16 protein-coding genes are annotated in these 24,621 nt (G+C 45.2%); 13 read left to right on the plus strand and 3 right to left on the minus strand.

All coding sequences use genetic code 11. From position 1 onward, the window contains the following. The first annotated feature begins 44 nt into the window (after positions 1-44). From WC496_06545 to WC496_06575, 7 genes are all read left to right on the plus strand, one after another. On the plus strand, positions 45-6,491 hold the full coding sequence (locus tag WC496_06545; protein MFA5292678.1) for a right-handed parallel beta-helix repeat-containing protein: 6,447 nt from the start codon (positions 45-47) through the stop codon (positions 6,489-6,491). A gap of 438 nt (positions 6,492-6,929) precedes the next feature. After that, complete coding sequence (locus tag WC496_06550) at positions 6,930-9,275, plus strand: PAS domain S-box protein (protein ID MFA5292679.1); 2,346 nt, start codon at positions 6,930-6,932, stop codon at positions 9,273-9,275. Further along, a complete protein-coding gene (locus WC496_06555; GenBank protein MFA5292680.1) occupies positions 9,259-10,020 on the plus strand; it encodes a response regulator in 762 nt (253 codons plus the stop codon). The genes WC496_06550 and WC496_06555 overlap by 17 nt, the downstream gene beginning before the upstream one ends. A 133-nt stretch (positions 10,021-10,153) precedes the next feature. Beyond that, positions 10,154-11,080, plus strand: a complete 927-nt coding sequence (locus WC496_06560) for a tyrosine-type recombinase/integrase (protein ID MFA5292681.1) — start codon at positions 10,154-10,156, stop codon at positions 11,078-11,080. A 115-nt stretch (positions 11,081-11,195) separates the two neighbouring features. Continuing rightward, positions 11,196-11,942, plus strand: a complete 747-nt coding sequence (locus WC496_06565; protein MFA5292682.1) for a response regulator — start codon at positions 11,196-11,198, stop codon at positions 11,940-11,942. A 156-nt stretch (positions 11,943-12,098) separates the two neighbouring features. Beyond that, positions 12,099-12,434, plus strand: coding sequence for a hypothetical protein (locus tag WC496_06570; GenBank protein ID MFA5292683.1), 336 nt, complete (start codon positions 12,099-12,101; stop codon positions 12,432-12,434). Between the two features lie 194 nt (positions 12,435-12,628). Continuing rightward, the gene (locus tag WC496_06575) at positions 12,629-13,645 is read left to right on the plus strand and encodes a sugar isomerase (protein ID MFA5292684.1); all 1,017 of its coding nucleotides are present in this window, start codon (positions 12,629-12,631) and stop codon (positions 13,643-13,645) included. A 6-nt stretch (positions 13,646-13,651) separates the two neighbouring features. Here the strand turns inward: WC496_06575 and WC496_06580 are convergent, their stop codons facing one another. Continuing rightward, a complete protein-coding gene (locus WC496_06580; protein MFA5292685.1) occupies positions 13,652-15,418 on the minus strand; it encodes a homoserine O-acetyltransferase in 1,767 nt (588 codons plus the stop codon). Positions 15,419-15,683: 265 nt separating this feature from the next. Here WC496_06580 and WC496_06585 point away from each other — a divergent pair, with 265 nt between their 5' ends. The 6 genes from WC496_06585 to WC496_06610 are packed head-to-tail and all read left to right on the plus strand — an operon-like array spanning position 15,684 to position 21,178. Then, entirely contained in the window at positions 15,684-17,501 is a 1,818-nt protein-coding gene (locus WC496_06585) for an NAD(P)H-dependent oxidoreductase subunit E (protein ID MFA5292686.1), read from the plus strand. Positions 17,502-17,532: 31 nt separating this feature from the next. Beyond that, positions 17,533-18,237, plus strand: a complete 705-nt coding sequence (locus WC496_06590) for a 2Fe-2S iron-sulfur cluster-binding protein (protein ID MFA5292687.1) — start codon at positions 17,533-17,535, stop codon at positions 18,235-18,237. A 22-nt stretch (positions 18,238-18,259) separates the two neighbouring features. Beyond that, on the plus strand, positions 18,260-18,805 hold the full coding sequence (locus WC496_06595; GenBank protein MFA5292688.1) for an NADP oxidoreductase: 546 nt from the start codon (positions 18,260-18,262) through the stop codon (positions 18,803-18,805). Between the two features lie 53 nt (positions 18,806-18,858). Beyond that, positions 18,859-20,301 carry a Ni/Fe hydrogenase subunit alpha gene (locus WC496_06600; GenBank protein ID MFA5292689.1) on the plus strand — a complete coding sequence of 481 codons (1,443 nt, stop codon included), beginning with the start codon at positions 18,859-18,861 and terminating at the stop codon, positions 20,299-20,301. Positions 20,302-20,303: 2 nt separating this feature from the next. Then, positions 20,304-20,792 carry a hydrogenase maturation protease gene (locus WC496_06605; GenBank protein MFA5292690.1) on the plus strand — a complete coding sequence of 163 codons (489 nt, stop codon included), beginning with the start codon at positions 20,304-20,306 and terminating at the stop codon, positions 20,790-20,792. Positions 20,793-20,803: 11 nt separating this feature from the next. After that, positions 20,804-21,178, plus strand: a complete 375-nt coding sequence (locus tag WC496_06610; protein ID MFA5292691.1) for a response regulator — start codon at positions 20,804-20,806, stop codon at positions 21,176-21,178. A gap of 8 nt (positions 21,179-21,186) precedes the next feature. Here WC496_06610 and WC496_06615 read toward each other — a convergent pair whose 3' ends face one another. Further along, positions 21,187-23,145 (minus strand): helicase C-terminal domain-containing protein, encoded by a 1,959-nt coding sequence (locus tag WC496_06615; protein MFA5292692.1) that lies wholly within the window; start codon positions 23,143-23,145, stop codon positions 21,187-21,189. A gap of 17 nt (positions 23,146-23,162) precedes the next feature. Further along, positions 23,163-24,611, minus strand: a complete 1,449-nt coding sequence (locus tag WC496_06620) for a hypothetical protein (GenBank protein MFA5292693.1) — start codon at positions 24,609-24,611, stop codon at positions 23,163-23,165. Positions 24,612-24,621: the final 10 nt, after the last annotated feature.

Below are 24,621 nucleotides of genomic sequence, written 5' to 3' on the forward strand. Positions count from 1 at the left end.
TCGCAAGTCTTGAAAGAGTCGCAGACTGCCAGATTATGAGCAATATGGCCAATACCTCCGGCGGCGGTATTTACATCGGAGGCGAACTGGCAGATGCAAACTATCCGCAAATCGTAAACTGTCTTATCGTAAAGAATGAATCCAGACGTGACGGCGGCGGTATATCAACCAACTGGTATGCCACGGCAAAAATCAAAAGCTGTACCATAGCAGACAATAACGTTGTTTCGTCCGACTTTGCCATAGTAAACGGCGGAGGTCTTTATTGCTCGTACGGAAGCATAACAGAGGTAAACGACTCTATTATATGGGGCAATATCGCAAATGAAGGTTCGCAAATTGCTCTCGGAAGCGGCGATCCGGCTCATTCATTGACTGCCAGTTTAAAGATAACTCACAGTGATATCGACTTAATCGGCGGTGCATCTGCTGAGGCCGGCTGTATAATAACAGACTATAACAATATCACAGCAAATCCATTATTCGCAGCAGGTCCTCTCCAGGGCAGCTATTATCTGAGCCAGACTCTTGCCGGCCAGACATATGATAGTAATTGCGTTGACAGAGGCAGCACCCCTGCTTCCGTTCTCGGTACAAAACGTACAACGCGAACGGATCTTGTTGATGATGCCAACGCGCTGGACCTTGGCTATCACTATGACACAGATGTCCATAAGCATACGCTTACTGTTGCGGTACCACCGCTGGTAAACGGCATAATAGGCGGAACCATCGACTCGCCATGGGAGCCCGGAGTTCATGAGGTTTATCATGGTATCGTCGCTGAGCTTCGCGCCGTTACCAACACCAACTATAGAGTTTCGCGATGGATTGTTTATGGCAGTACTGCGGCTGAACCAAATACTGTCTTTGATACACATAGTCGCCAATTCAGCATTTTGATGAACTCCGACAAGAAAGTAGCCGTTGAATTTGAATATTACACACGGCGCAATATCATTGTGCCGGACGAATATGAGACTATACAGGAAGCCGTTGATAATTCCGAAAACGGTGATGTTATTTACGTCATGACAAACACCGATATTTATCCATTCTACACTGTCCCCAACGAGAATGGTATCGATCTGCAGGGCAAGGCAATAACTATACGTTCTGCCGACCCGAATGACCCGAACGTTGTTGCCAACACTGTCATTGATTGCCGGAACAGTGCCCGTGCATTCATCTTCCAGAACAGCGAAGGTTCCGACACTGTTATCAAGGGCCTTACCATAATAAACGGCCGTGCCTCCGGACCAGTCGGCGCTGCGGGCCAAGATGCTGTTGGTAATGGAAAAGGCGGCGCAATGCTCATCGGTCCAAATGCCGCTCCAACAATTTCAAATTGTGTATTCACAAACTGCAAAGTATTTGGTCCTATTGGCGGTAACGGTCAACGCGGACGTGATGGCTACCCTCTCGTCATCGGCTACGCCAACGGCACAGATGGCGGAGACGGCGGCGATGCAATCGGTGCCGGTTATGGCGGTGCAATTTATTGCGATGTCAGCAGCAGCCCAGCCATTAAATTCTGCCAGTTCAATAACAATACGGCTCAAGACGCTATAGCCGGAAGTGGAGGCGATGGCGGCGATGGTTATTATAGCGATACGGATAATAGCTATAAGAGCAATGGCGGTGACGGCGGTAACGGCGGAAATGCCAACGGTGTATGCCGCGGCGGTGCAATATATTGCGAGACACTCTCCAATCCTTCAATCAGCGGTTGTATATTCACTGGAAACACAGCCGTTTCCACAAGTACCGGCGGCGGAGTTGCCGGTTCAGGAGGTGTAGGCACTACTTCCGGGTTGAATGGTATGGCCGGCTCTTCAGTAAGTTCATCTTTCGCCGGTGCCGTTTACTGTGCTGAAAATTCCGTCGTTGACTTTAACGATTGCATATTTAAAGAGAATTCAGTTTTAGATCCTAACAGCAATGCCACTGATGGTGCTGCCGGTGCAATTTACTCCGAGCAAGACAGCGTAATCACAATTGCAAAATCTAAATTCAGCCAGAACACCTCTTTCCGTAACGGCGGAGCTGTTTATGCTGCCAAAAACACTATAACACTTACCGACTGTTCGTTCGGAGGAAATGCCACCGCTTACGACGCGGCCGATGACTCAAATGCTATTCGTGACGGCGGCGCCTTGTATCTCATTGGCAGTCCTGACAGCCCGATAACCGTCAAAATGACCAAATGCGTTATCACAGGCAACTCCGCAAGATGGGGCGGCGGCATATACGCAAAATTCTTCATTGCGGATTTCGATACCTGCTATATAAACAACAATTCGGCTGACAGCGGCGGCGGACTCTATTTGATTACAGGTTATTCCTCTACGATAAACGGCGGAATTATTTCAGGAAATACCGCAACCGGAAAATATGGCAGAGGCGGAGGTTTGGTCGTATCGAACACCTCTGTGCTGATTGCAAATTGCACGATAAGCGACAACACATCGAATTTCTCCGCTGGTGGAATTCTGTTCCAGGGCGTATCTTCTGTTGTTCCATATCCGTCAAAGGTTAATAACTGCCTGTTTAAAAATAACTCGGCGGTCGTTAATGGCGGGGCTATCGTATCCCGACTTGACGCTTCACCGATAATTAACAACTGCACCTTTGACCAGCACAGACTTCCGGCTGACGGCAAGGGAAGTGCCGTATTCTGTGAGTACAATTCGTTCCCGACGATTACTAACTGTATATTTAATAAGTGCCGAAACATCGCGATATACGAAAATATCGGCGGCAGCGTAAATCTGTCAAACTGTCTGTTCTACGATAACAGAAACGGCGATTATTACCGTTACGATCCTGACAGAACAATTTATATGACTTATGACAGTGAAAACCCGCTGGTACCTGATGCTAATGCCCTGACAGAGCTAAATTCAAATACAGGCGGAGGTAACGTCGCAGGCGACCCGCTGTTCGTCACAGGCGACCTTGGCGATTATTATCTGAGTCAAAAAGTTGCCGGACAGGATCACAACTCTCCTGCAATAAACAAAGGAAACGACTTTGCGGCCAATATCCCGGTTCTGCCGAATACAACTATGGCTGATTATACAACAAGAACAGACAGCAATTCGGCGCCTGACGCCAACGATGCGGATTTGGTAGATATCGGCTTCCATTACATCAATACCAAAAACGCCGAAGTCCTCACATTAACGACTCAGGTTATTGGAACTCGCGGCGTAATCAGCCCGGTTGGCACCAACGAGTATTATGAAGGCACTATCGTTCAGCTTACAACAACTGCCGATTTAGGCTGGGAAAGAAGAATTTGGACCGGTACGGACAACGACAGTTCGACTAATGCCACAAACTATGTGGTTATGGTTGTCGATAGATCTGTAACTGTGTCGTTTGAACAGCCGGCAAAACTCTACGTACCAACCCAGTATCCATCTCTGCAGCATGCAATTGACGCCGCTAAGGGCGGCGATAAGATTATCCTCGCTAAGGGTACTTATCAAGGGAACGACAATAATTTAGACATGTCGGTAATTTATATAAACGGCAAAAATGTCATAATTGCCGGCAGCAAGCCGGACGACCCGTGTACCGTGGCTCAAACTATATTGTCAGGCAACGGTTTTACCATTACTAATACTGACCGGACAATGGTGTTTGACGGAATTACCATTCAGGATGCTCATTATTACGCAGGCACTGTTGATTGTTCTGCGGAATGGGCTCATAGTGAAAATGGTGACGGATACAATGGATACAATATCCTTGGCGGTGCGATGAGATTGTATAACGCGTCACCAACAATCCGCAATTGCCGATTCGTCAGATGCTCGGCCACAGGCAGCAATGGCTGTGAAGGCTCAACTGAATGGGGCGACGGCGGATGGGCAGGTTACGCACATGGCGGCGCAATAGGAATTGATCCTACAAGTAATCCGCTTGTCAAAAACTGCGATTTTATTGATTGCTATGTCCAGAGCGGCAGCGGAGGCGATGGCGCTACCAGAGGTCATGGCGGAAACTGGGGCGACTCCAACTCCGTCAGATGGGACTTCGGCCCGTACCAGTCACCTTCGTATTATAGCGGTAAAGGCGGCGCAATTTACTGCGGCAGCGGCAGTAAACCAGAATTCGAAAACTGTTTCTTCCAGGGCAATACTGCTCTCAGCGGCACAAGCGGCTCAAGCAATATTGACGGCTGGCCTAATTATCATTACGCCATCGACTCCTTTGGCGGAGCTGTTTATATAGCCAGCGAAAGCGAGCCGAAATTTACCGGCTGTATCTTCATCAGCAACGAGGCCGACACACGTAATCAGATTGGCGATGCCAACAGAACCTATGATGATGATTTCGTCCTGTTTAATCCAATAGTCAGCTACGGCGGAGCCGTTTGTGCTGAAGGCAGTTCAATACCGGTATTTAAGTATTGCACATTTACCGACAACATTGCCTGTGCCGGCGGTGCTATGTATTGGGAAAACTCTGTCGCCCACATAAGCAAATGCAACTTTGAAGGCTCAACCGCAATGTTTGGCGGCGGCATACTGCTTTTAGACAGCGATTCGATTATCTTTAATTGTAATTTCGTTAACAATCATGCCGTTGACCCCGCAGGTCAGGGCGGCGCAATTTACAGTGCATCAAGTGCGTCAAAATTCTATGACTGCCAGATTATGAATAATACGGCCTCCGAATCCGGCGGCGGTGCCTACTTCAGCGGCGAATTCGAGCCGAATATGCACAACTGTCTGATTACTTCCAATACTGCCGGCCGTGACGGTGCCGGTATATCAGCCAACTGGGATACCGAGCTTACTCTTTCAAACTGCACAATCGCAAACAACCTTGTCGTGGATAATAATTCCACTATCGTAGGCTTTGGCGGAGGTTTGAGCTGTGCTTATGATGCTTACGCCAGGGTTATTAACAGTATCCTCTGGTACAACAGAGCTGAATATGGTTCAGAAATATCCATTGGAAGCAACTTTGATGCCGCAGATAAGAGAAAAGCGAAGGTCAGCGTTTACTACAGTGACGTACAGGGTGGCGCAGCAGATGTATTTGCTGACTACGCAAACGGCTGTATACTCGACTGGAATGACATATCCAATTTCAGCGGCACAAACCTGACAAATCCGTGGTTTATTAGCGGCCCGTTTGGCGGCAATTACTACCTCAGCCAGCTTGACGCCAATGATGCCAACTACTCAAACCCGAAGGACAGCAACTGCGTCGATGCCGGTCTCGACACTGCTATAGCCAATGATATGTACAGACACACTACCAGAACAGACCATGTTATTGATATCGCAGATTCGAATGTAGATATGGGTTATCATTACACTCTGACCGCTGACATAGTCGGTGATTTTGACTTTGACGGCGATGTGGATTTCGATGACTTAGCCGCGTTTATGGAATACTGGATGCACAGCAATTGCAGCTTCCCGTATTTCTGCCATGATCGCGATATAACTGAAGACGGCGAAGTTGACTTCATAGATTACGCCCTCTTTACGGAAAACTACGGTGATGTAGAAAAAATTCCGCCAAAACCAGACCCGATGACATGGGCAGCAAGACCGAGTTCTGCGGGAGCAACTTCAATTACAATGACGGCAACTACCGCCAGAGATAATTCAGGTTCGACCGTTCAATACTATTTCGATTGTGTATCCGGCGGCAATTGCTCGCCAACCAACAATAATAATGACAGGGACTGGGATCCATGTTCAGTGTACACTAATGACAGCCTTACCAACAACGTACAATATGGTTATCGCGTCAAGGCACGTGATGCCCGACTCAATGAAACCGGCTGGAGCGTTATCGGTTATGCAATAACAGGCGAAGATACAACTCCGCCTAATCCTGACCCGATGATATGGGCAACAGTGCCTTCGGCAACATCGCCGAATTCCATCCGGATGGTTGCAGCCGACGCCTGCGACACCAGCGGCGTTGAATACTATTTTGACTGCGTCAGCCCCGGCTGCCATGACTGCAATAACAATAACTGGCAAAGCAGCATAGTTTATGAAGATAGCGGCCTTGACCCCAATACTACATATACTTACAGAGTCAAGGCTCGTGATAAATCATCAGCTCAAAACGAAACTCAGTATTCAATACCAATGTCTGCTACCACACTTGCCGCAGGTCAGGAACCAAATGAGACAGAGGATGTTAATGCACCGCTGCCAGACCCGAGCGAGTGGCTTAATCCGCCTTCCTGGTACCAGAGCGGCAGCTACTATTACCATACGATGACCGCTGTAACGGCTACCGATGCCAGCCAGGTCTTTTACTACTTCGAATGTGTTACCAATTCTGATTTAAGCAGCGACTGGCAGGAAAGTCCAACATACACCACAACAAAAATGACGGCTGTCAGCCATGCCGGTTACAGAGTCTGGACTATGGATATTTTTGGGAATTTAAGCGCATCTTCGCGTATCTACCACACATATTGCGGTTATACCTTCCCTTGTCAGTAATGTCCGGCAGTTAGTCACATTAAATAAAAAGCCCCTGCAATCAGGGGCTTTTTTTTAACCATTCACCCTCTGATACAGAAACATTCCTCAGCCCCCCTATTTCCCCACCTTCGCCGTGTAATCAATAATAACTACAAAATTCATTGCCATTCGACAATATTCCCAAAAAAGAAACCGGTTAAATAAAGTCTGATTAAACCTCACTATGAAAGAAAATTTATAGAATTTTACGCTTGGTTATTGACAACCGCAAAGACTAAAAATACTCTATTACAGCCTATTAAGTCTGCATCTAAAGATAATCTCGATATATGAGAACAGCAACGTTCAACATCTCTTGAAAATGACTAAGCCGTATCAGATGAATAACAGGGATTTTGCCGCTTGTTTTAAATATCTTATAAAATAAGAGAGGATTCAAAAAAGTATTTAAACATCATGGAAGAAAAAGGTTCCAAAAAAAACCTGCCGGCAGTTAAAGCTACAATTGAATTTGTAATTCTAATTCTTGCCGCAACAGTTCTGTTTTTAACCGTAAATTCTCTGGGGATTTTGGGTGCATTTTGCCGGTCTTATGCTCAACACGATAAGATTATGTTTGCCGTAATCCTCCTTGCATCGGCATTGGCTTTTTGTTCATTCAGAAGATGGCTTGAAGTTCGAAGAGCACACAAGAAACTGGCCGAATCCGAAGAAAAGCTTCGCTTTCAGGCAGCGCTGCTGGACGAAATCGGCGATGGTATCACAGCTACCGATTTTGAGGGAAAAATTACCTATGTAAACCAGGCCCAGTGTAACCGGATAAAAAGAAATAGAGATGAACTAATCGGACAACACGTTGAAATTTATGGTCAGGACCCCTCTTTAGGCGCAACTCAGAACGAGATAGTTCAGGCCACTCTTGCAAATGGCAGATGGTCCGGCGATGTTTGCAACACGGCATCGGACGGCAGCAAAATCGTCGTTGAGTGCCATACATGGCTGATGAAAGATAAAGACGGCAACCCGACAGGACTGTGCGGGCTATCAAGAGATATGACCGAAAGAAAAACACGCGAACAGGAACTGCAAAAACACAAATGTTATCTCGAAGCTCTTGATAAGGCCGCCGGAATACTTCTACATTCAATATTAGAAATAAAATACGATGAATTTCTTGCCACTTTAGGAGCTGCTTCCGATGTAGACAGGGTGCACATCTTTTTAAAAACCACTGATGAAAAGTCCGGTACGCCCCTCGTCAGACAAAAAACACAATGGTGCCGTAACGAAATCCAGCCTGTGTCGAAAGAATTTACAGAAAAATATTTTTTAGAAAAAATCTTTCCGGTGTGGCAAAAGATATTGACCGCCGGTAAATGTATACGCCTTTGTACGAAAAACTTCCCGCCCGAACAGCTTGACTTCTGGGAATCGATACATATAAAAGCACTGCTTATTGTCCCTATAATGCTTGATGACCAATTGGGCGGTTTCATAAGTTTCGATAACTGCACAGAACCGCGTCAATGGACAGAATTCGAAATTGAATTTATTGATACGGCGGCAAAAGACCTGGCGAGCGCAATAAAACGGCTGGAAATAAAAAAAGAATTAAAGGAACAGAGAGATTTTGCCCAAAAATTAATTGAGACCGCACAAACTATCGTCCTCGTACTGGACGCCAATGCGAATATTATAACCTTCAACCCGTATTTTGAAAAACTATCCGGTTACCGACTCGATGAAGTAAAGGGAAAAAACTGGATTGAAACCTTCCTGCCGGCACAGAACAGACAAAGAGTCCACAAGATTTTCGAAATAGCCATCCGTAATACCCCGACACAGGGCTATATCAATCCCATCATAGCAAAGAGCGGCAGGATTATATATGTCGAGTGGTTTGACAAAACACTGAAAGATGAAAATGGCAAAATAACCGCCCTGCTTGCAACCGGTCAGGATATTACCGAAAGACTAAAGGCCGAAGAGCAGCTCAAAAAGGCTCATCTTGAACTTGAACAAAGAGTCATACAACGCACCGCGGCACTGCAGACAATAAATACTCAGTTGACAAAAACAATTGAGGAAAAAGACCACATTCAGAAAATCCTGCAGGAAACCGAAAAAAATGCCGCTCTTGGCAAACTTGCGGCACAAATCGCTCACGAAATCAACAATCCTATGGCAGGAATTAAGAATTCGTTTCTGCTGATAAAAGACGCTATCCCATCGAATCATCAGTATTTCGGATACGTTGCAAGAATCGAAAAGGAAATCAACAGGGTCTCGCAGATAGTCAAACAGATGTTCGACCTTTACAGGCCTGATACAGACTCGGCAGATAATTTTATGGTTCGTGAAGTTATTGAAGATATTACTGAGCTTCTGAGAATCGCCAGCCAGGAAAAGCAGATACTTATCGAAATCAAATGCTCAGATGATATATCTGTTATCCTGTCAGAAGCGCTTTTCAGGCAGGTAGTTTATAATATAGTCCAAAACGCTATTCAGGCATCGCCGCCACAGGGGATAATCAAAATAGCCGCTGCAATAAGCGATTCGAGACTTAATATCCAGGTAAGCGACGAAGGACCTGGAATCGATGAAAAAATCAGGGAAAAAATCTTCGAGCCTTTCTTCACAACCGGCTCCGGCGGTTCCGCAAGCGGGCTGGGGCTGGGACTGTCTATAACAAAAGATATTATCAACGCGATGGAAGGAAAAATATCTTTTGAAAACCGTAAACCTATAGGAACCACATTTAATATTTCTATACCAATAAACAATGAATCAGCAAACTGACAATATTCTCGGAAATATCCTGCTCGCAGATGACGAACAAACCTTTCTGGAGGCAACGGCACAACTGCTTCGCAACGAAGGATTCGATTGCGATATCGCCGAAAATACTGAACAGACTCTGAAAAAACTTTCGCAGAAAAATTACGACCTGCTTATCGCAGATATAAAAATGCCCGGCAATTTAAACCTTGAACTTGTCCAAAAAGCCTCTTCCAGCCATCCTGCGATGAGTATCATTCTCATAACAGGTTACCCTTCTCAGCAAACCGCCATCGCAGCAGTCACACTGCCTGTAACCGCCTATATACTTAAACCTCTCGATCTTCCAGAGTTGCTGCAAAAAACCAAATCGGCTGTTAAAGTCAGTATGCTCTACAAGACAGTAAACAACACTAAAAACAATATTATGAAATGGGTTGAAGAACTGGAAAATATCGAGCTTACCCTGCAGCAAAACAGATATGATGCGTTCGACGCCGCCTTAAAAAGCTTTCTCAGTATTACGACCGCAAAAATAGACGAAGTTTTCGAGAATATTCGTCTTGTTACATTTCTGCTCGACGATATTAAACCTAATGCTCAAGTCTGCAAAATTATGAACTGTTCTAAATTATCGGACCTTACAGATGGAATAGAACAGGCTGTAAATTCCATCAAAAAAAGCAGAGAAATGTATAAATCAAAACAATTGGCCGAAATAAGAACAAAACTGGAAAAGTTACTTGAAAATATCCAGAAGTTTTAATGTTTCCTAAATGTTTTTTATTGGAATTGCCGATAATATAAATGATAAGATAAATTGAGTTTATTAGGACAATGCTCGCTGCTAATAGCGTATATCATTTTGGGTATATGATAGGAGTATGCGGGGGTAAGTCGTGCGAGATTGTGACCTAAAAAATGAGTTTCTCAAATTTATCAGTTATGGCAAACATCGGGCAAACAGAACTATCAACAGCTACAGAAGCGACCTTGACCAATTTGTGACGTTCCTAAGTTATGAAAATGCTGAAACTGAGAAGTTGGAGATTGTACCCATTTCGGGGCAAAAAACGAACCGGCCGGAAGAACAATCGGCATCGTTTTTAATAAAAGCGGATACGAAAAAGGTAAGGGCTTTTATGAGCCACCTGCAAAGAAGAAACTATTCTCAGGCTTCCATAAGACGGAAATTCGCAACCCTTCTCTGCTTTTACAACTTTCTAAATTCCCAACACTGGCTCGACTATAATCCTATGACTGAAATCAAACCGCCAAAAGTCAAAAAACATACGCCTAAAATACTCACTGACGAACAAATCTGGCAGTTGCTTCATACGCCGAATCTCGACAACTGGCTTGGGGCACGGGACCGGGCCATGCTTGAATTGCTGTGCAATACCGGAATCCGTGTCAGCGAGCTTGTCAATCTTAACATAGGCGATGTAAATTTAGGTAACCTCCAACTGGCGATTACCTCGTCCAACGATAAAAAAAGATTTATAAGTCTGACGGGCGCTGTTGCCGGAACACTCAATTACTACCTGAAACTAATGCAAAGAAAAACGGCTTTTGATGACAAAAATCCACAAAATCCCATTTTTGTGAATAAATTCGGCACAAGACTCGATGTAAGAAGTGCCGACAGAAGAATTGAAAAATATATTGCACTTGCAGGGCTGGATAAATCGATTACTCCTTACGATTTCAGGCACAGTTTTGCCCAAAAACTTTTACGGCAGGGCGCCGATATCGATGAATTACATCGGCTTTTTGGGTTTGAGTCAACCTCCGCAACACAGTTGTACGTTGAATCTCTTGGTTAAAAAAACAAGAAAGTTTTCTTGAAATTGCCTCGACGAGGATTTAAAATACAGTCTCAAAATAATGGGCGAATCGCAGAAAAACTTAATATCAGATTCGAATAAAGAAGAGGTTGTTATGGTTGGACAGGGCCGCATTCTGCTGGCTGACGACGAACAAACCTTCTGTGATTCCACGGGTGAGCTACTCAGGCGGGAAGGTTATCATTGCGATTGTGTTCCGGATGCTCCGGCAGCAATAGAAAAACTAAAACAAAATTCCTATGACCTGCTTATCGCAGACATAAAAATGCCCGGCAATCCGAATCTTGAACTGATTAAGGATCTGCCGGAACTGGCAAAAGGCACTTTCGCTATACTCGTAACCGCATATCCATCGCAGAAGTCGGCCATTGAAGCGGTCCAATTGCCTGTCGCGGCATATATGGTAAAACCCCTCGATTTTGATGAACTGAAGAAAAACGTTGACCAGGCTATTAAACAAAAAAACCTTTTCCAAACAGTTTCCCAGACAAAAGAACGGCTCCAACAGTGGCAAACACAGATGCAGAACATAGAGGAAGTTCTTAAAAAAAGGAACAATAAAACATTTTCCACTTCCATCAGAAATTTTCTCGACCTGACCCTGAGCAATATAAGCGCTGCATTTATGGATGTAAAAAATCTTACTCAAATACTGGCAGACGACCAAAAAGAATCGGCGGTCTGCAATCTTCTGAATTGTCCGAAACTTACTGAACTTACTGAAGGTTTGGCCGAAACAATAAAAATACTTGAAATGACAAAAAGCTCCTTTAAGTCAAAAGAACTCGGACAACTAAGAATAAAACTGGAACAACTGACAAAAAAAGCCAAAAAAATTTAAAACTTCCGCTGGAATCTGCCGATAACAAAAAGATAAGTTAAGGTATTTTGCCTTTGCGGACGGTATTAAGGCTCGTAAGTAGAAGGCACAACCTAAAAAAAGGTTGTGCCTTTTTGTTTATATTTTTTTTATGATTATATTAATTGAATAAAAGCTATGGACAATTTGTTGAATCGAAACAACCATAAAAACGCAGTCAAAGAATACAACCTGGATCTTTATACCGCATTGTCAATATTTACAGCTAATGCCCCAAAACTAATTGATACTATTATAGATACTATAGAGACAGAAAGTCTGACAGAGCTGGAAGACCTTGCGGCAAAACTGATTAGACACAGCAATAATGCCCAACTGACCGGCTTTACCGAAAGGGTAAAAACCCTCATTATAGCTGCCAGAGAACGTAATATCCCCATGGTAGAAAAACAAGCTGATTCCTTAAAACAGTGTTTTGAGCAAATGACCAGGACGGTTCGTGCCACTGCATAGGCAATAAGAAACCAAACAAAACCACCTGACAATCCATTAATTGCAACAAATCAAGGTTATTTATAGCCAAGTTGTCCCTATTAAAAATATACAAAACTGTAGATATTATTTAAAAAGCTGATATAATTCCTTCTTATGTTTTAAAGCGAAGAGATTAGCAAAACTTATTAACACTTTAAATAAGGAGGAAAAAAATGAACACCGACGCTAAATACGCACAATTTGCCCTTACCCGTGAAATGATGCAGACCCCGGATATTCTGCGAAATTTCAAGCTTTCAAACAGCGAAAAAGTCCTCAACGCCCTCAAACAACAAGGGAAACTCTTTTTTACCGGCGAAGGCTCAAGCAGGATTTTCCCGGCCAAAAACGCAATGTACTGCGCAAAAAGAGCGGGCATTAATCTCGACCTCGCGACAGAAGGCGGCCTGCAGTCATGCAGTTACGACCTTGCGGACTTCGTTGTTTTCGGCGCATCCAACAGCGGACAAACAAAAGAGGTCATTCGCCTGTTTGAAAAACTTAACAAGATTAATCATAAAAATCTCTTTGCGCTTATCGCAAATAAAAATACAAAACTCGAATCCATAGCACAGCAGACCTTTATCTTAAGCTGCGAAAAAGAGCTGGCTGTGGCCGCCACAAAAAGCGTCGCCGAACAGGCCCTGTTCTATCAGGAATTACTGTCCGCATTTCAGGGGATATCGCTCGGCAGGAAATTGTCTCAACTGGCCGATGCATTTCACAAGGCTCTGACAATGCCGATAGACGAAAAAATTACAAACGCGATAGCATCAGCAGGTACGATTTATTTCGCCGGCAAGAATGACGGCGTCGCAGAAGAATTAACATTAAAAACAAACGAAATTACCCGCAAGAAAAGCGACTTCCTTGAAGGCACTTATGCCGTTCACGGCGTAGAAGAGGTAATGAATAAAAACGATGTTGTTATTCTGATTGACCCGTTCAAGAGCGAACTGGAAAAGATAAAACAGACCCTCGTCGACGGCGTGGGCTTAAAAGTTTTCGCTGTCTGCGATGAAGAAACAATATTCCCAACAATCAAAATACCTGATATCGGAGAACTGACCAATTATGTATATCTTGCCGCCGGATGGAATATCCTGGTTGAAACGGGCGTAAGTCTTGGTATCAATCTTGATAAGCCTCAGCGGGCAAGAAAGGTCGGCAACGAATACTTCGGCGGTTAAATCTTTTTATTTTCGGCTTGTCAGGTAAATTGCCTGCTCGGCAAAGAGATTAGGAGCAAACTTTACAGGACTTCGGCGATTGCCGATGAGCGGGATTTTTGTCTCGACTTTTGCGCCGATTTTATCACAGAATTTTTCGAAATCCTTAATCGATATAACGTGTATATTCGGCGTATCGTACCATTCGAAAGGCAACTGTTTGGTACGGGGAGCCCTGCCGCTGAAGAACAGGCCCGCTCTGCACCGCCAATATGCGAAATTCGGAAAACTTACAATAACTTTTGACGCAACTCTTAAAAGCTCAGCAAAAACATGATGCGGATTTTTAAGCGTCTGCAATGTCTGGGAAAGTATGGCATAATCGAAGCTGTTGTCCGGATAATGCCTGAGGCCGCGTTCGATATCCCTGTGGATTATATTAAGGCCGCCGCTTACACACTGCAAAATCAGTTCCTGGTCAACTTCGATGCCCTCAGCGTCGATATTTTTATCGTGCTGAAGATGCAGGAGAAGCTGTCCGTCTCCGCAGCCGACATCAAGAACCCTGCTGTCGGGTTCTATAAGCGATTCTATCAGTTCGTAATCAACGCGGAGCCTTTTTACGCGCTCAATGCCTTTTGCGCTGGAAATAACGGAAAGTCTTTCGAACTTTGGCTTTTCAATAGTCGTCGAAATAAATCCGCTGATTAATCTGCCCAGCGTTTCAGGTTCCAGCAGAAAAGCATCGTGACCATAAGGCGAAAAAATATTACAATAGCTGACGAGTTTTCTTTGCGCGACAAGAGCGTTTACCATTTCTTCAGATTGAGCCGGCGTAAAAAGCCAGTCGCTTGTAAAGCTGATTATTAAAAATCTTGTTTTCGTCTTCGCGAAAGCCTGCTCAAGCGAACCGTGCTCTCTGGCAAGGTCGAAATAATCCATCGCCTTTGTTATATACAAATAGCAATTGGCGTCAAAACGGTCGACAAAGCTCTGGCCCTGATAGTCGAGATATGTCTCAACTAAAAATTCAGAATTCAAATCGTAACTGTATTCATCGGCGCTTCTCAGTTCCCTGCCGAATTTTTCCCTCATGCTCTCTTCTGAAAGATAAGTAATATGGCCAATCATTCTGGCGGTGGCAAGACCTTTCTTCGGTGCCCTGCCGGCCTCAATATCCGAAAGGATTGCGTTTCTGCCGACCGCGTCAAAGGCAATCGCCTGCGCACCGAGCCTTGACGTAGCGGCAATTACTACCGCCGATTTGACAAGCTCAGGATATTCTATCGCCCACTGGAGCACCTGCATTCCGCCCATTGAGCCGCCGACAACGCTTAAAAGCCGCTTTATGCCGAGCTTATCCAGCAGTAACTTCTGAACCTTAACCATATCCGCAATGGTTATCATCGGGAAGTCAAGATTGTAAGGTTTTCCCGTCTGCATATTGATACTCGACGGTCCGGTTGTGCCGCTGCAGCTTCCGAGAAAATTGGAACATATTACATAATATTTGTTCGTATCAATCGCCTTGCCGGGACCTATCATTATGTCCCACCAGCCGGGCTTTTTATCGTCGGCACTGTTAAAACCGGCCGCGTGAGCGCTTCCGCTAAGGGCGTGACAAATAAGCACAGCATTATCGCCGGCGGAATTCAACTGTCCATAAGTCTCATAGGCCGCATCTATAGGAGCCAGAGTTTTCCCGCTGACCAGCTTTAAAGGCTTATCAATATCGACAACCCTTATAGTTTTGGTCTCAACAATACCAACCGAACTTGTTTGCTTTTCAGTCATATTAAATCAGGACAATCCCTATCTGTCTCACTTTCACGACAATACGGCTTGTTGTGAAAATTACACTATTTTTTATCGCTCACAGATTATATACAGGGGGTTTTTGTTATTCCACAATAAATTAAACTGCTGAAAATTGTTCTTATCAGGCTCTTTTCAGCTTTTTTCATAGACAGCGATAAACAAAAAGAATATACTAATCGTTTTAATTTTAACGAAAGTAAAGTCGTCACGGGGGCTCCTGAAAGCTATTGTGAGGTAAAATATGAGTGAAAATCTTCAGACAGAAGTTAAAAAGATTTGCCAGGCCTGCGGCAATGACCGAACAAGAATGATGGATATTGTCCGAGCGGTACAACAGCAATTCGGACAGGTCAGCAGCGAAGCGATGAATCTTATCGCCAAATCCGTCAATTGCCACAGGGTCGAGGTAGAAAGCGTCGTTTCGTTTTACGCGTTTCTGTCGAAAAAATCCAAAGGCAAAATTGTCATCCGTCTGTGTAACGATGTGGTCGATAAGATGGCCGGCGTCGATAGAATCGCCGAAGCATTTAAAAAAGAGCTCGGCATTGATTTCGGCCAGACAACACCGGACGGCAAAATAACCCTCGAATATACGCCCTGCATAGGAATGTGCGACCAGGCACCGGCGGCACTTGTAAATGATGAAGTCATAACATATCTTTCCACCGACAAGGTAAAAGAGCTTATCGATGATATTAAAAAGCATTACGACCCGGCGAAACTAAAACATCGTCTCGGCGACGGCAATAATGCCGATGAGCTTGTTCACTCCTGCGTACATAACGGCGTAAGAAAAAAAGGCAGGGTTATTTTTTCCGAATACAAACAGGAAGCCGGCCTGAAAAACGCTCTGGCTATGAGTCCTGTAGAAGTAATCAACGAAGTAAAAACAGCTCGTCTTCGCGGCAGAGGCGGCGCGGGATTTCCGACAGGAATGAAATGGCAGTTCACACGGGCCGCGACAGGCAATAAAAAATTCATCCTCTGTAATGCCGATGAGGGCGAACCAGGCACTTTTAAGGACAGAGTCCTTCTGACGGAACGTGCCGATATGCTTGTCGAAGGTATGACAATCGGCGGCTACGCAATCGGGGCAGAGGCAGGCATTCTGTACCTGCGGGGCGAATACGCTTACCTGAGAAAACTGCTCGAAAAAGTTTTAAAAGACAGAAGAGATAAAAAACTCCTCGGTAACAATATTCTTGGCAAACAGGGCTTCAATTTCGATATTACAATCCAGATGGGAGCAGGCGCATACATCTGCGGTGAAGAAACGGCATTGATAAGTTCCTGCGAAGGTCTGCGAGGCGACCCGAAAACAAGGCCGCCGTTCCCGGCACAAAAAGGCTACCTCGGTCTTCCGACCTCGGTAAATAACGTTGAAACATTATGCTGTGTGGCTCGCATACTTGAAATGGGCGCCGCATGGTTTGCGGAGGTAGGCTCGAAAGGCAGTCCAAGTACAAAACTGCTGAGCATTTCCGGCGATTGCAGACTGCCGGGCGTTTATGAATTTCCATTCGGAATAAAAGTAACAGACCTGCTGAAGGAAGTCGGCGCCGACGATGCACAGGCTGTACTCATCGGCGGTCCAAGCGGCCAGATAATAGGTCCAAATGATTATAATCGAACCATCTGCTATGACGATTTGGCGACAGGCGGAGCAGTAGTCATATTCGGTCCGGAAAGAGATATGGTGGAAATCGCCGCCGAGTATATGGAATTCTTTGTCGAGGAAAGCTGCGGTTATTGCACCCCGTGCAGAGTAGGCAACGTATTGCTGAAAAAATATCTTGATAAAATTCTCGCAGGCAAGGGCGAACCGGAAGACCTCGATATACTGCAAAAACTCGGTGAAAGCATCAAGACAACCAGCAGATGCGGCATGGGGCAGACTTCGCCGAACCCGGTACTGACCACACTGAAAAATTTCCGCAAAATCTACGAAGCGAAAGTCAAAAAATCTTCTGACGGTATGCAGCCGAATTTCGATATTAGAAAAGCTCTGGCAGACGGTGAAACCGCTGCAAATCGTCAATCTGTAATCTACACAAAATAAAGTCCTAAGGACTCCTAATGGAGGATAAAAAATGAGTGAGCATATAACCTTTACAATTGATGGCGTTGAGATAAAAGGCAAGGCTGGACAGACTATTCTGCAGGCTGCTGACCAGGCAGGTATCTATATACCAAGACTCTGCTATCTCTCCGAGCTTATACCCCACGGAAGCTGCCGGGTATGTACCGTTATTGTCAACGGCAAACCGCAGGCCGCCTGTACTCAGCCGATAACAGAGGGAATGACCGTAGAAAATGACACGCCGGAGCTTAAAGAGCACAGGCGCAATATTATCGATATGCTCTTTGTCGAAGGCAATCACTATTGTATGTTCTGCGAAAAGAGCGGCAACTGCGAACTGCAGGCTATGGCTTACAGACTCGGCATCCCGGCCCCGAAATATCCTTATCTTTTCCCGGAAAAAGACATCGATGCCACGCATCCGGACATATTCATCGACCGCAACAGGTGCATTCTGTGCGGCAGATGTGTCGAGGCTTCAAGAGATATCGACCATAAAGGCGTTTTTGAATTTGTAGGCAGAGGCATTAACAAGAAAGTGGCCGTCAACGCCGAAGCAAACCTCAAAGACAGCAATTTTAAAGTCGCCGATAAAGCCGCCGATGTTTGTCCTGTCGGTTCGATAATTAAAAAACGAGTCGGTTTTGCCGTTCCTGTAGGACAGAGAAAATACGACAGCAAGCCAATCGGCTCTGAAATAGAAAACAAAAAATAAAAAGTTTGTAAGGATATAGAAGATGTCAAAACCAAAAATAGCAACAGCATCGCTGGCCGGCTGCTTCGGCTGTCATATGTCGATACTCGACATCGATGAGCGGATTTTAAAGCTTATCGAGCTTGTCGATTTCGACAAATCGCCAATTGACGACATAAAGGAATTTACCGGAAGATGCGCTGTGGGCCTGATTGAAGGCGGATGCGCGAACGAGGAAAACGTCCGCGTTCTGCAGGACTTCCGCAAACACTGCGATATCCTTATTTCCGTCGGCGATTGCGCCATCATGGGCGGAATACCGGCAATGAGAAACAATATCCCTTTAAAGGAATGTCTCGATGAGGCATATCTGAACGGCCCGACGGTGCACAATCCGGAAAATATTACCCCGAACGATAAGGAGATCCCGCTGTGCCTTGACAGGGTTTATCCGTGCCATGAGGTCGTCAAGATTGATTATCATCTGCCCGGCTGTCCGCCAAGTGCGGATACTATCTGGCAGGCGCTTGTAGCGCTTTTGACCAATAAACCTCTTGAACTGCCTTATGAACTGATAAAATACGATTAACTTGTCAGCAAAGGCGGATTCTTTTTATGGTGACCATTTTGGAGTATTAAAAAGTGAGCAATAGCAAAAGCAAAAGAGTCATAATCGAACCGGTAACCAGAGTTGAAGGTCACGGCAAGGTCTCTATCCTGCTTGACGAAAATAACAAAGTTACCCAGGCAAGATTTCATATCGTTGAGTTCCGCGGCTTTGAACGATTCGTTCAGGGCAGGCCATACTGGGAAATGCCAGTGCTCGTACAGAGACTGTGCGGCATCTGCCCGGTAAGCCATCATCTGGCGGCGGCAAAAGCAATGGATAAAATCGTCGGCGTTGACAAACTGACTCCGACCGCAGAAAAAATGCGCAGACTTATGCACTATGGACAGATGTTCCAGTCGCATGCTCTGCATTTTTTCCATCTTTGCTCGCCTGACCTGCTGTTCGGCTTTGACGCAGACCCGAAAATCAGAAACGTTATCGGCGTTGCGATTAAATACCCGGAGCTGGCCGTGCAGGGCGTTATGATGAGAAAATACGGACAGGAAATCATCAAGGCCACGGCAGGCAAGAAAATTCACGGCACAGGAGCCATCCCCGGCGGTATAAACAAAAATCTTTCCATCGCCGAAAGAGATGTTTTCCTCAAAGACCTCAAGCAGATGCTCGAATGGTCGAAAGGCGCCCTTAAAATCGCGAAGGACTACACCGTTGCGAATTTAGATACGCTCAAACCGTTCGGCTCGTTCGATTCGAACCATTTAAGCCTTATCCGTAAAGACGGCGCAATGGATTTATACCACGGCAATTTGCGGGCAATTACAGCCGATGGCAAAAAAATATTCGACCAGGTCGATTATTCAAATTATCTCGACTATATCGCCGAAGAAGTAAAATCGTGGTCGTATATGAAGTTCCCGTTCATCAAATCACTTGGCCCCAAAAAAGGCTGGTATCGTGTAGGACCGCTGGCAAGAGTAAACACCTGCGACTTCATCGACACACCGCTGGCCGAAGCTGCAAGAAAAGAATTTATGGCCGTTACCGGCGGCAGGCCGAACAATATCACAATGGCTTATCACTGGGCAAGAATGATTGAGCTTCTGCACTCGATAGAGAAAATAGACGAGCTTCTGCACGATAAAGACCTGCAGGGAACCAACCTTGTCGTAAAAGGTCAGAGAAGAAACGAAGGTGTAGGCCTTATCGAAGCTCCGCGTGGAACATTGTTCCATCATTATAAAGTCAATGACGATGACCAGGTCGTAATGGCCAACCTTATAGTATCGACAACGCATAACAATGAGCCGATGAACCTTGCGGTTCAGAAAGTCGCCGCGGACTTTATTGATGGCGTGCCGAATATTACCGAAGGCCTTTTGAATCGTATCGAAGTTGCCATAAGAGCTTACGACCCGTGTCTTTCCTGTGCGACGCATGCAATGGGAAAAATGCCCCTGAAGGTTACGCTTTTCGATTATCAGGGCAACGAGATAGCAAGTAAAACAAAAGAATAATAATGGCGGCGGAAGTTAATAAAATTCTGCTGATTGGATACGGCAATCCGGCAAGGGCCGACGACGGTTTGGGACCTGCTGTTGCCGAAAGTATAGGGCTTAAAAATCTGCCCGGTATTACGGTTGAGGCCGATTACCAATTGACAATTGAAGATTCCGCTCAGGTTGCCGAGCACGATGTGGTTATTTTCGCCGATGCTTCGGTGAACTGTTCTGAGCCTTTCAGCTTTGAGCCTTTGACGGCAAAGGAAGGCGGAAGTTTTTCGAGCCACAGCGTTGAACCGGCTGAGGTAATGGCACTGGCCGAGAACCTTTTTAAGTCGAAGGTTAAAGGCTTTATGCTTGCCGTCCGCGGTTATGAATTCGATAAGTTCGATGCGCCGCTGAGTGAAAAAGCAAAGCAGAATCTTGAGAAAGCACTGCTCTTTCTCGGAAATTTGCTGAAAACGAAAAATTTTAATAATTTACAAAAAATTATTTCCTGTTCTTAAAGGAGCCCGATATGCAGGATGGAAAATATGTAATAATGGCAATCGATGATGACGAAGATTTTCTGGCTGCGACCCGTATGGTTCTCGAAGCCAATGGTTATATTATGGTTGAAGCGAAAACCGCTGAAGAAGGTCTTAAGCTTTATAAAAAAATAAACCCGGACCTTATCCTCGTTGACTTAATGATGGAAGAGGTCGATTCCGGCACTAATTTCGCCAAAGAAATGAAAATCATAGGCAACAAGTCCCCGGTATATCTTTTAAGCGCGGCAGGCGACGGAATGACCAATAGCATCGATTACTCTCAACTCGGTCTTGCCGGCGTATTTCAAAAACCGATTAAAAACGAACGGCTGCTGAACGTAATAAAAGCCAAGCTGAAATAAACTTATTTTCAGTCCCCTGCAAGTTCTACCCTGCATTTTTCTACGGCGGCCAGGAATTCTCTGCCATAGTTTTTCCGGACAATCCTGCTGTCGAGTACCACTATTATACCTGTATCGGTTTTACTGCGTATTAGTCTGCCGAAGCCCTGCTTGAATTTTATAATCGCCTGCGGAAGCTGATATTTGAAAAAGGGATTATGTCCCTGGGACTTTATATGCTCAATTCTTCCTTCGATTAACGGATGACTCGGCACCGCAAAAGGCAGGCGTACTATTATGACATTGCTCAGTGCCTGACCCGGAACATCCACGCCCTGCCAGAAACTATCGGCACCGAAAAGCACGCTGCCTCTGTCCATTTTAAACTGTCTCAAAAGCTCAGACCTGTTAACCGAACCGCCATGCACAAGCAGCTCGATATTGTTTTCGATGAACCAATCCGAAAGTATATCGGCAATTTTTTGGAGCATCTGGTAACTGGTAAAAAGAACAAACGCCCTGCCGCCGGTCTGCTTGACATATTTTTTTATTTTCTCAGATGCCTCCTGCATAAATGCAGCGTCATCCGGCTCAGGCATATCAGGCTCAATATACATCGTAACCTGTCTTTCGTAATCGAAAGGAGAGCCGAGCTTTAACGGCTTAAACTTTTCCAGCCCGATTCGCTGGGCAAAGAACTCAAAGCCGTTTCTGTCTCCTTCGTTGTCACAGCATAACGTAGCACTTGTAAGTATTACCGACTCGAACTTGTCAAACAGGCATTGCTTTATATCCACGGCAGGATTTATCGGAGCGCTTCGCAGTGAAACCGCTTTTCTTCTCGATTTATCCGACACCTCGACCCAATGCACATTTGCCTTGTCCGAACAGGCGAGAAAATTCTGAAAATCAGTCTGCAAAGCCCCGAGTAAACCGGCAAAACGCAAAAGCTCAAACTCCTCATCCGTATCTTTATTATCCTTTGCAAGCGATGTAAGAACGAGCCTTAATTTCTTTAACGGTTCTGTTATAACATCAGCTACGAATCTTTCCCTGACCCTGCCGTTGCCCCTGTTTTTTTCGAACCAGTCCTGCACAAGGTCAAAAAACTTTTTTGCCGCCTCATCGCAGGATTTTACAAGTTCAATCGCCAGTGCATAGCCGGTATTGGCAAGAAGCCCCTTTTTGGTTCTGGAATAAAAAAGACCCTGCAGCGGGGAGAATACCCGCCACTGGCTTATATCAATTCCGAAATGCTCCTGCGCGACATTTTCAATATTATGCGCCTCGTCTATTACCACGAATTTATAATCGGGCAAAATCGATACGTTCTCACGTCGCAGTACAAGGTCGCTGAATAAAAGAGCGTGATTGGCTATAATAATATCGGCGGTTTCAAGCCTTCGGCGGCTTTTCCAGTAGAAGCACTTTTTGAAATGCTCACACTTTCTGTTTCGGCAGTTGCCGTGCTCGCTTTTGACGGCATTCAGTATCTGTATCGAAGGAATAAAATCCAGTTCGCTGAATAATCCTTCTTTGCTTTGAGATGCCCATGCGCCCAAACGTACAAGCTCATCGGCGGCAGCATCGAAAAGTCCCTGCTGTTTTCTTCTGGCGAATTCGAGTCTTCTTAAACATACGAAATTATTGCGTCCGCGTGCAAGAGCGGCATCGAAACATCCGCCAAGCGCCACGGCAAGAAATGGAATATCCTTATTAATCAATTGTTCCTGAAGTGTGATTGTGTAAGTACTGATAAGCACTTTACACTTCTGTTGTTTGGCCGCTTCAATGGCAGAGACAAGATATGCAAAACTTTTACCAATGCCGGTGCCGGCCTCAACGGCAAGGTGGTAATGGTTTTTAAAGGCATCGTGAACCGCATCGGCCATCTGCCGCTGCTGAGGTCTGTCTTCGTAACCGGCAAAACAGCTTGCGATGCTGCCGCCGGTGCCAAAAATTTTTTCTATGCTGAAATCTTCACCCAATTAAGCACACATCATCGTTATTTATTCTCAATCGCCTGTCTAAGGACTTTTACGGCCTGATTGTCAGGCATTTTTTCGGCCGCAACATTAATAGCCATTGTCGCCAGCTCATGTTTGTCAAGCTGATAATAAACATAGGCAAGCAAAAAGCTAAGTTCAGGAGAATGATTTTTATCAATATATTTAACTATATCCGCTATCCTGCTTTCGAGCCGGTCTTTGTCGGGTATCATGGCATGGAGGTCTACTTTAAATTTTACATACTGCGGGAAAATATTTATCACCGTTACAAGATAATATGCACTGCTCATATATTCACCGCTGGCAAAGAGTGCATGCGACTTGCCGGCATAAGCAAGCGGGTCTTCGGGCTTATATATGCTCGCAAGCGTATAAGCATCGGCGGCACGATAGTACTGACCCTGTTTTAAAAATTCCTCTGCCGATTTCATATAATAATTAAATTTATCATCCGTCTGTGCGGCAAATGTCTTATACACTCCCGTAACCGCTTCGGCAGTTTCCTTTTCTATATTGGAAAGACCGCTTCGCATTCCTCCGGCGTTTGCGTCCTGAATCTTTGTTATGTCGGGTTGGGATTTTTTTGTAATTTGCGTTTGTTCATCTCCCAGGTTTTGTTCCTGTGTTTTATCCTGACCGGCCCCTTCGAGCATTTGCTCGTAAATACTTTTAACCGGTGCGGTTTGTAAAGAATCTTCGCGTATCTCGCCTCTCTTTAATGGTTCAACAGGCTTAGAACGCTCCAGCGGTTTAACAGGTTCGAGTACCGAAGGAATACTTTCATCTTCCGGCAGAACCTGTTGATTTGTTTTTAAATTATCATTATCGCTTTTTATTGTTCGCTGCAAAGCAGTGGTAAGATTTTTCTGTTCTCTACGGCTCATCAAACCATAGCCGACAAGTCTTTCAAGGTCGAGAGGGTTATTATAAGACAGAGGTCTTGTCTGAGTATATTCGTAAGGCAGTGGAGTGGCCGGCAAACCGGTAGCCGCCTGCGCATTGACATATTTTGGAATAGCGTAATAGCCCGTTCCATGGTCTTGTTTTATGGACGGATAAGTAATAAGACCAGACGCCCCGCCGCGAGTCATGGAACTTACCGTCTGGGACGGCAAATAATATGGCTGAGGCGAAGTCTGACTGTTACTGATATTTATCGGCGCCGACCGTCTTAAAAATGAATTCAGATCGCTGCTGCCGGCATAGGCACCAAAATCAGTAGTAGAGCGATATGGTACAAAACCACGAAACTGCGCCCCGCCGCTGACATTGCCCGTAACCGTAAGATTGCCGCTGGTATTTATCGGGTTAGGAGACCTTCTGAGCCCGCTTTGAACACTGCTCGGCGGTACAGTCGGATCGCCTATCGGGCTGTTAATCGCCAAACAGGCCGCACAAAAAACCTGAATAACAAAAAACGTTCTTATCGCGATATTCTTTTTCATTTTTTGCACC

The organism is Phycisphaerae bacterium, assembly GCA_041652575.1.
Classification (GTDB): domain Bacteria; phylum Planctomycetota; class Phycisphaerae; order Sedimentisphaerales; family UBA12454; genus UBA12454.

What these genes read in the sequence shown, in the direction of transcription:
- WC496_06595 (MFA5292688.1), top strand. Translation starts at nt 18,260, where the DNA reads ATGTCAAAACCAAAAATAGCAACAGCATCGCTGGCCGGCTGCTTCGGC.
- WC496_06605 (MFA5292690.1), top strand. Translation starts at nt 20,304, where the DNA reads ATGGCGGCGGAAGTTAATAAAATTCTGCTGATTGGATACGGCAATCCG.
- WC496_06590 (MFA5292687.1), top strand. Translation starts at nt 17,533, where the DNA reads ATGAGTGAGCATATAACCTTTACAATTGATGGCGTTGAGATAAAAGGC.
- WC496_06580 (MFA5292685.1), bottom strand. Translation starts at nt 15,418, where the DNA reads ATGACTGAAAAGCAAACAAGTTCGGTTGGTATTGTTGAGACCAAAACT.
- WC496_06550 (MFA5292679.1), top strand. Translation starts at nt 6,930, where the DNA reads ATGGAAGAAAAAGGTTCCAAAAAAAACCTGCCGGCAGTTAAAGCTACA.
- WC496_06555 (MFA5292680.1), top strand. Translation starts at nt 9,259, where the DNA reads ATGAATCAGCAAACTGACAATATTCTCGGAAATATCCTGCTCGCAGAT.
- WC496_06620 (MFA5292693.1), bottom strand. Translation starts at nt 24,611, where the DNA reads ATGAAAAAGAATATCGCGATAAGAACGTTTTTTGTTATTCAGGTTTTT.
- WC496_06570 (MFA5292683.1), top strand. Translation starts at nt 12,099, where the DNA reads ATGGACAATTTGTTGAATCGAAACAACCATAAAAACGCAGTCAAAGAA.
- WC496_06575 (MFA5292684.1), top strand. Translation starts at nt 12,629, where the DNA reads ATGAACACCGACGCTAAATACGCACAATTTGCCCTTACCCGTGAAATG.
- WC496_06610 (MFA5292691.1), top strand. Translation starts at nt 20,804, where the DNA reads ATGCAGGATGGAAAATATGTAATAATGGCAATCGATGATGACGAAGAT.
- WC496_06565 (MFA5292682.1), top strand. Translation starts at nt 11,196, where the DNA reads ATGGTTGGACAGGGCCGCATTCTGCTGGCTGACGACGAACAAACCTTC.
- WC496_06585 (MFA5292686.1), top strand. Translation starts at nt 15,684, where the DNA reads ATGAGTGAAAATCTTCAGACAGAAGTTAAAAAGATTTGCCAGGCCTGC.
- WC496_06545 (MFA5292678.1), top strand. Translation starts at nt 45, where the DNA reads ATGGCCAATACCTCCGGCGGCGGTATTTACATCGGAGGCGAACTGGCA.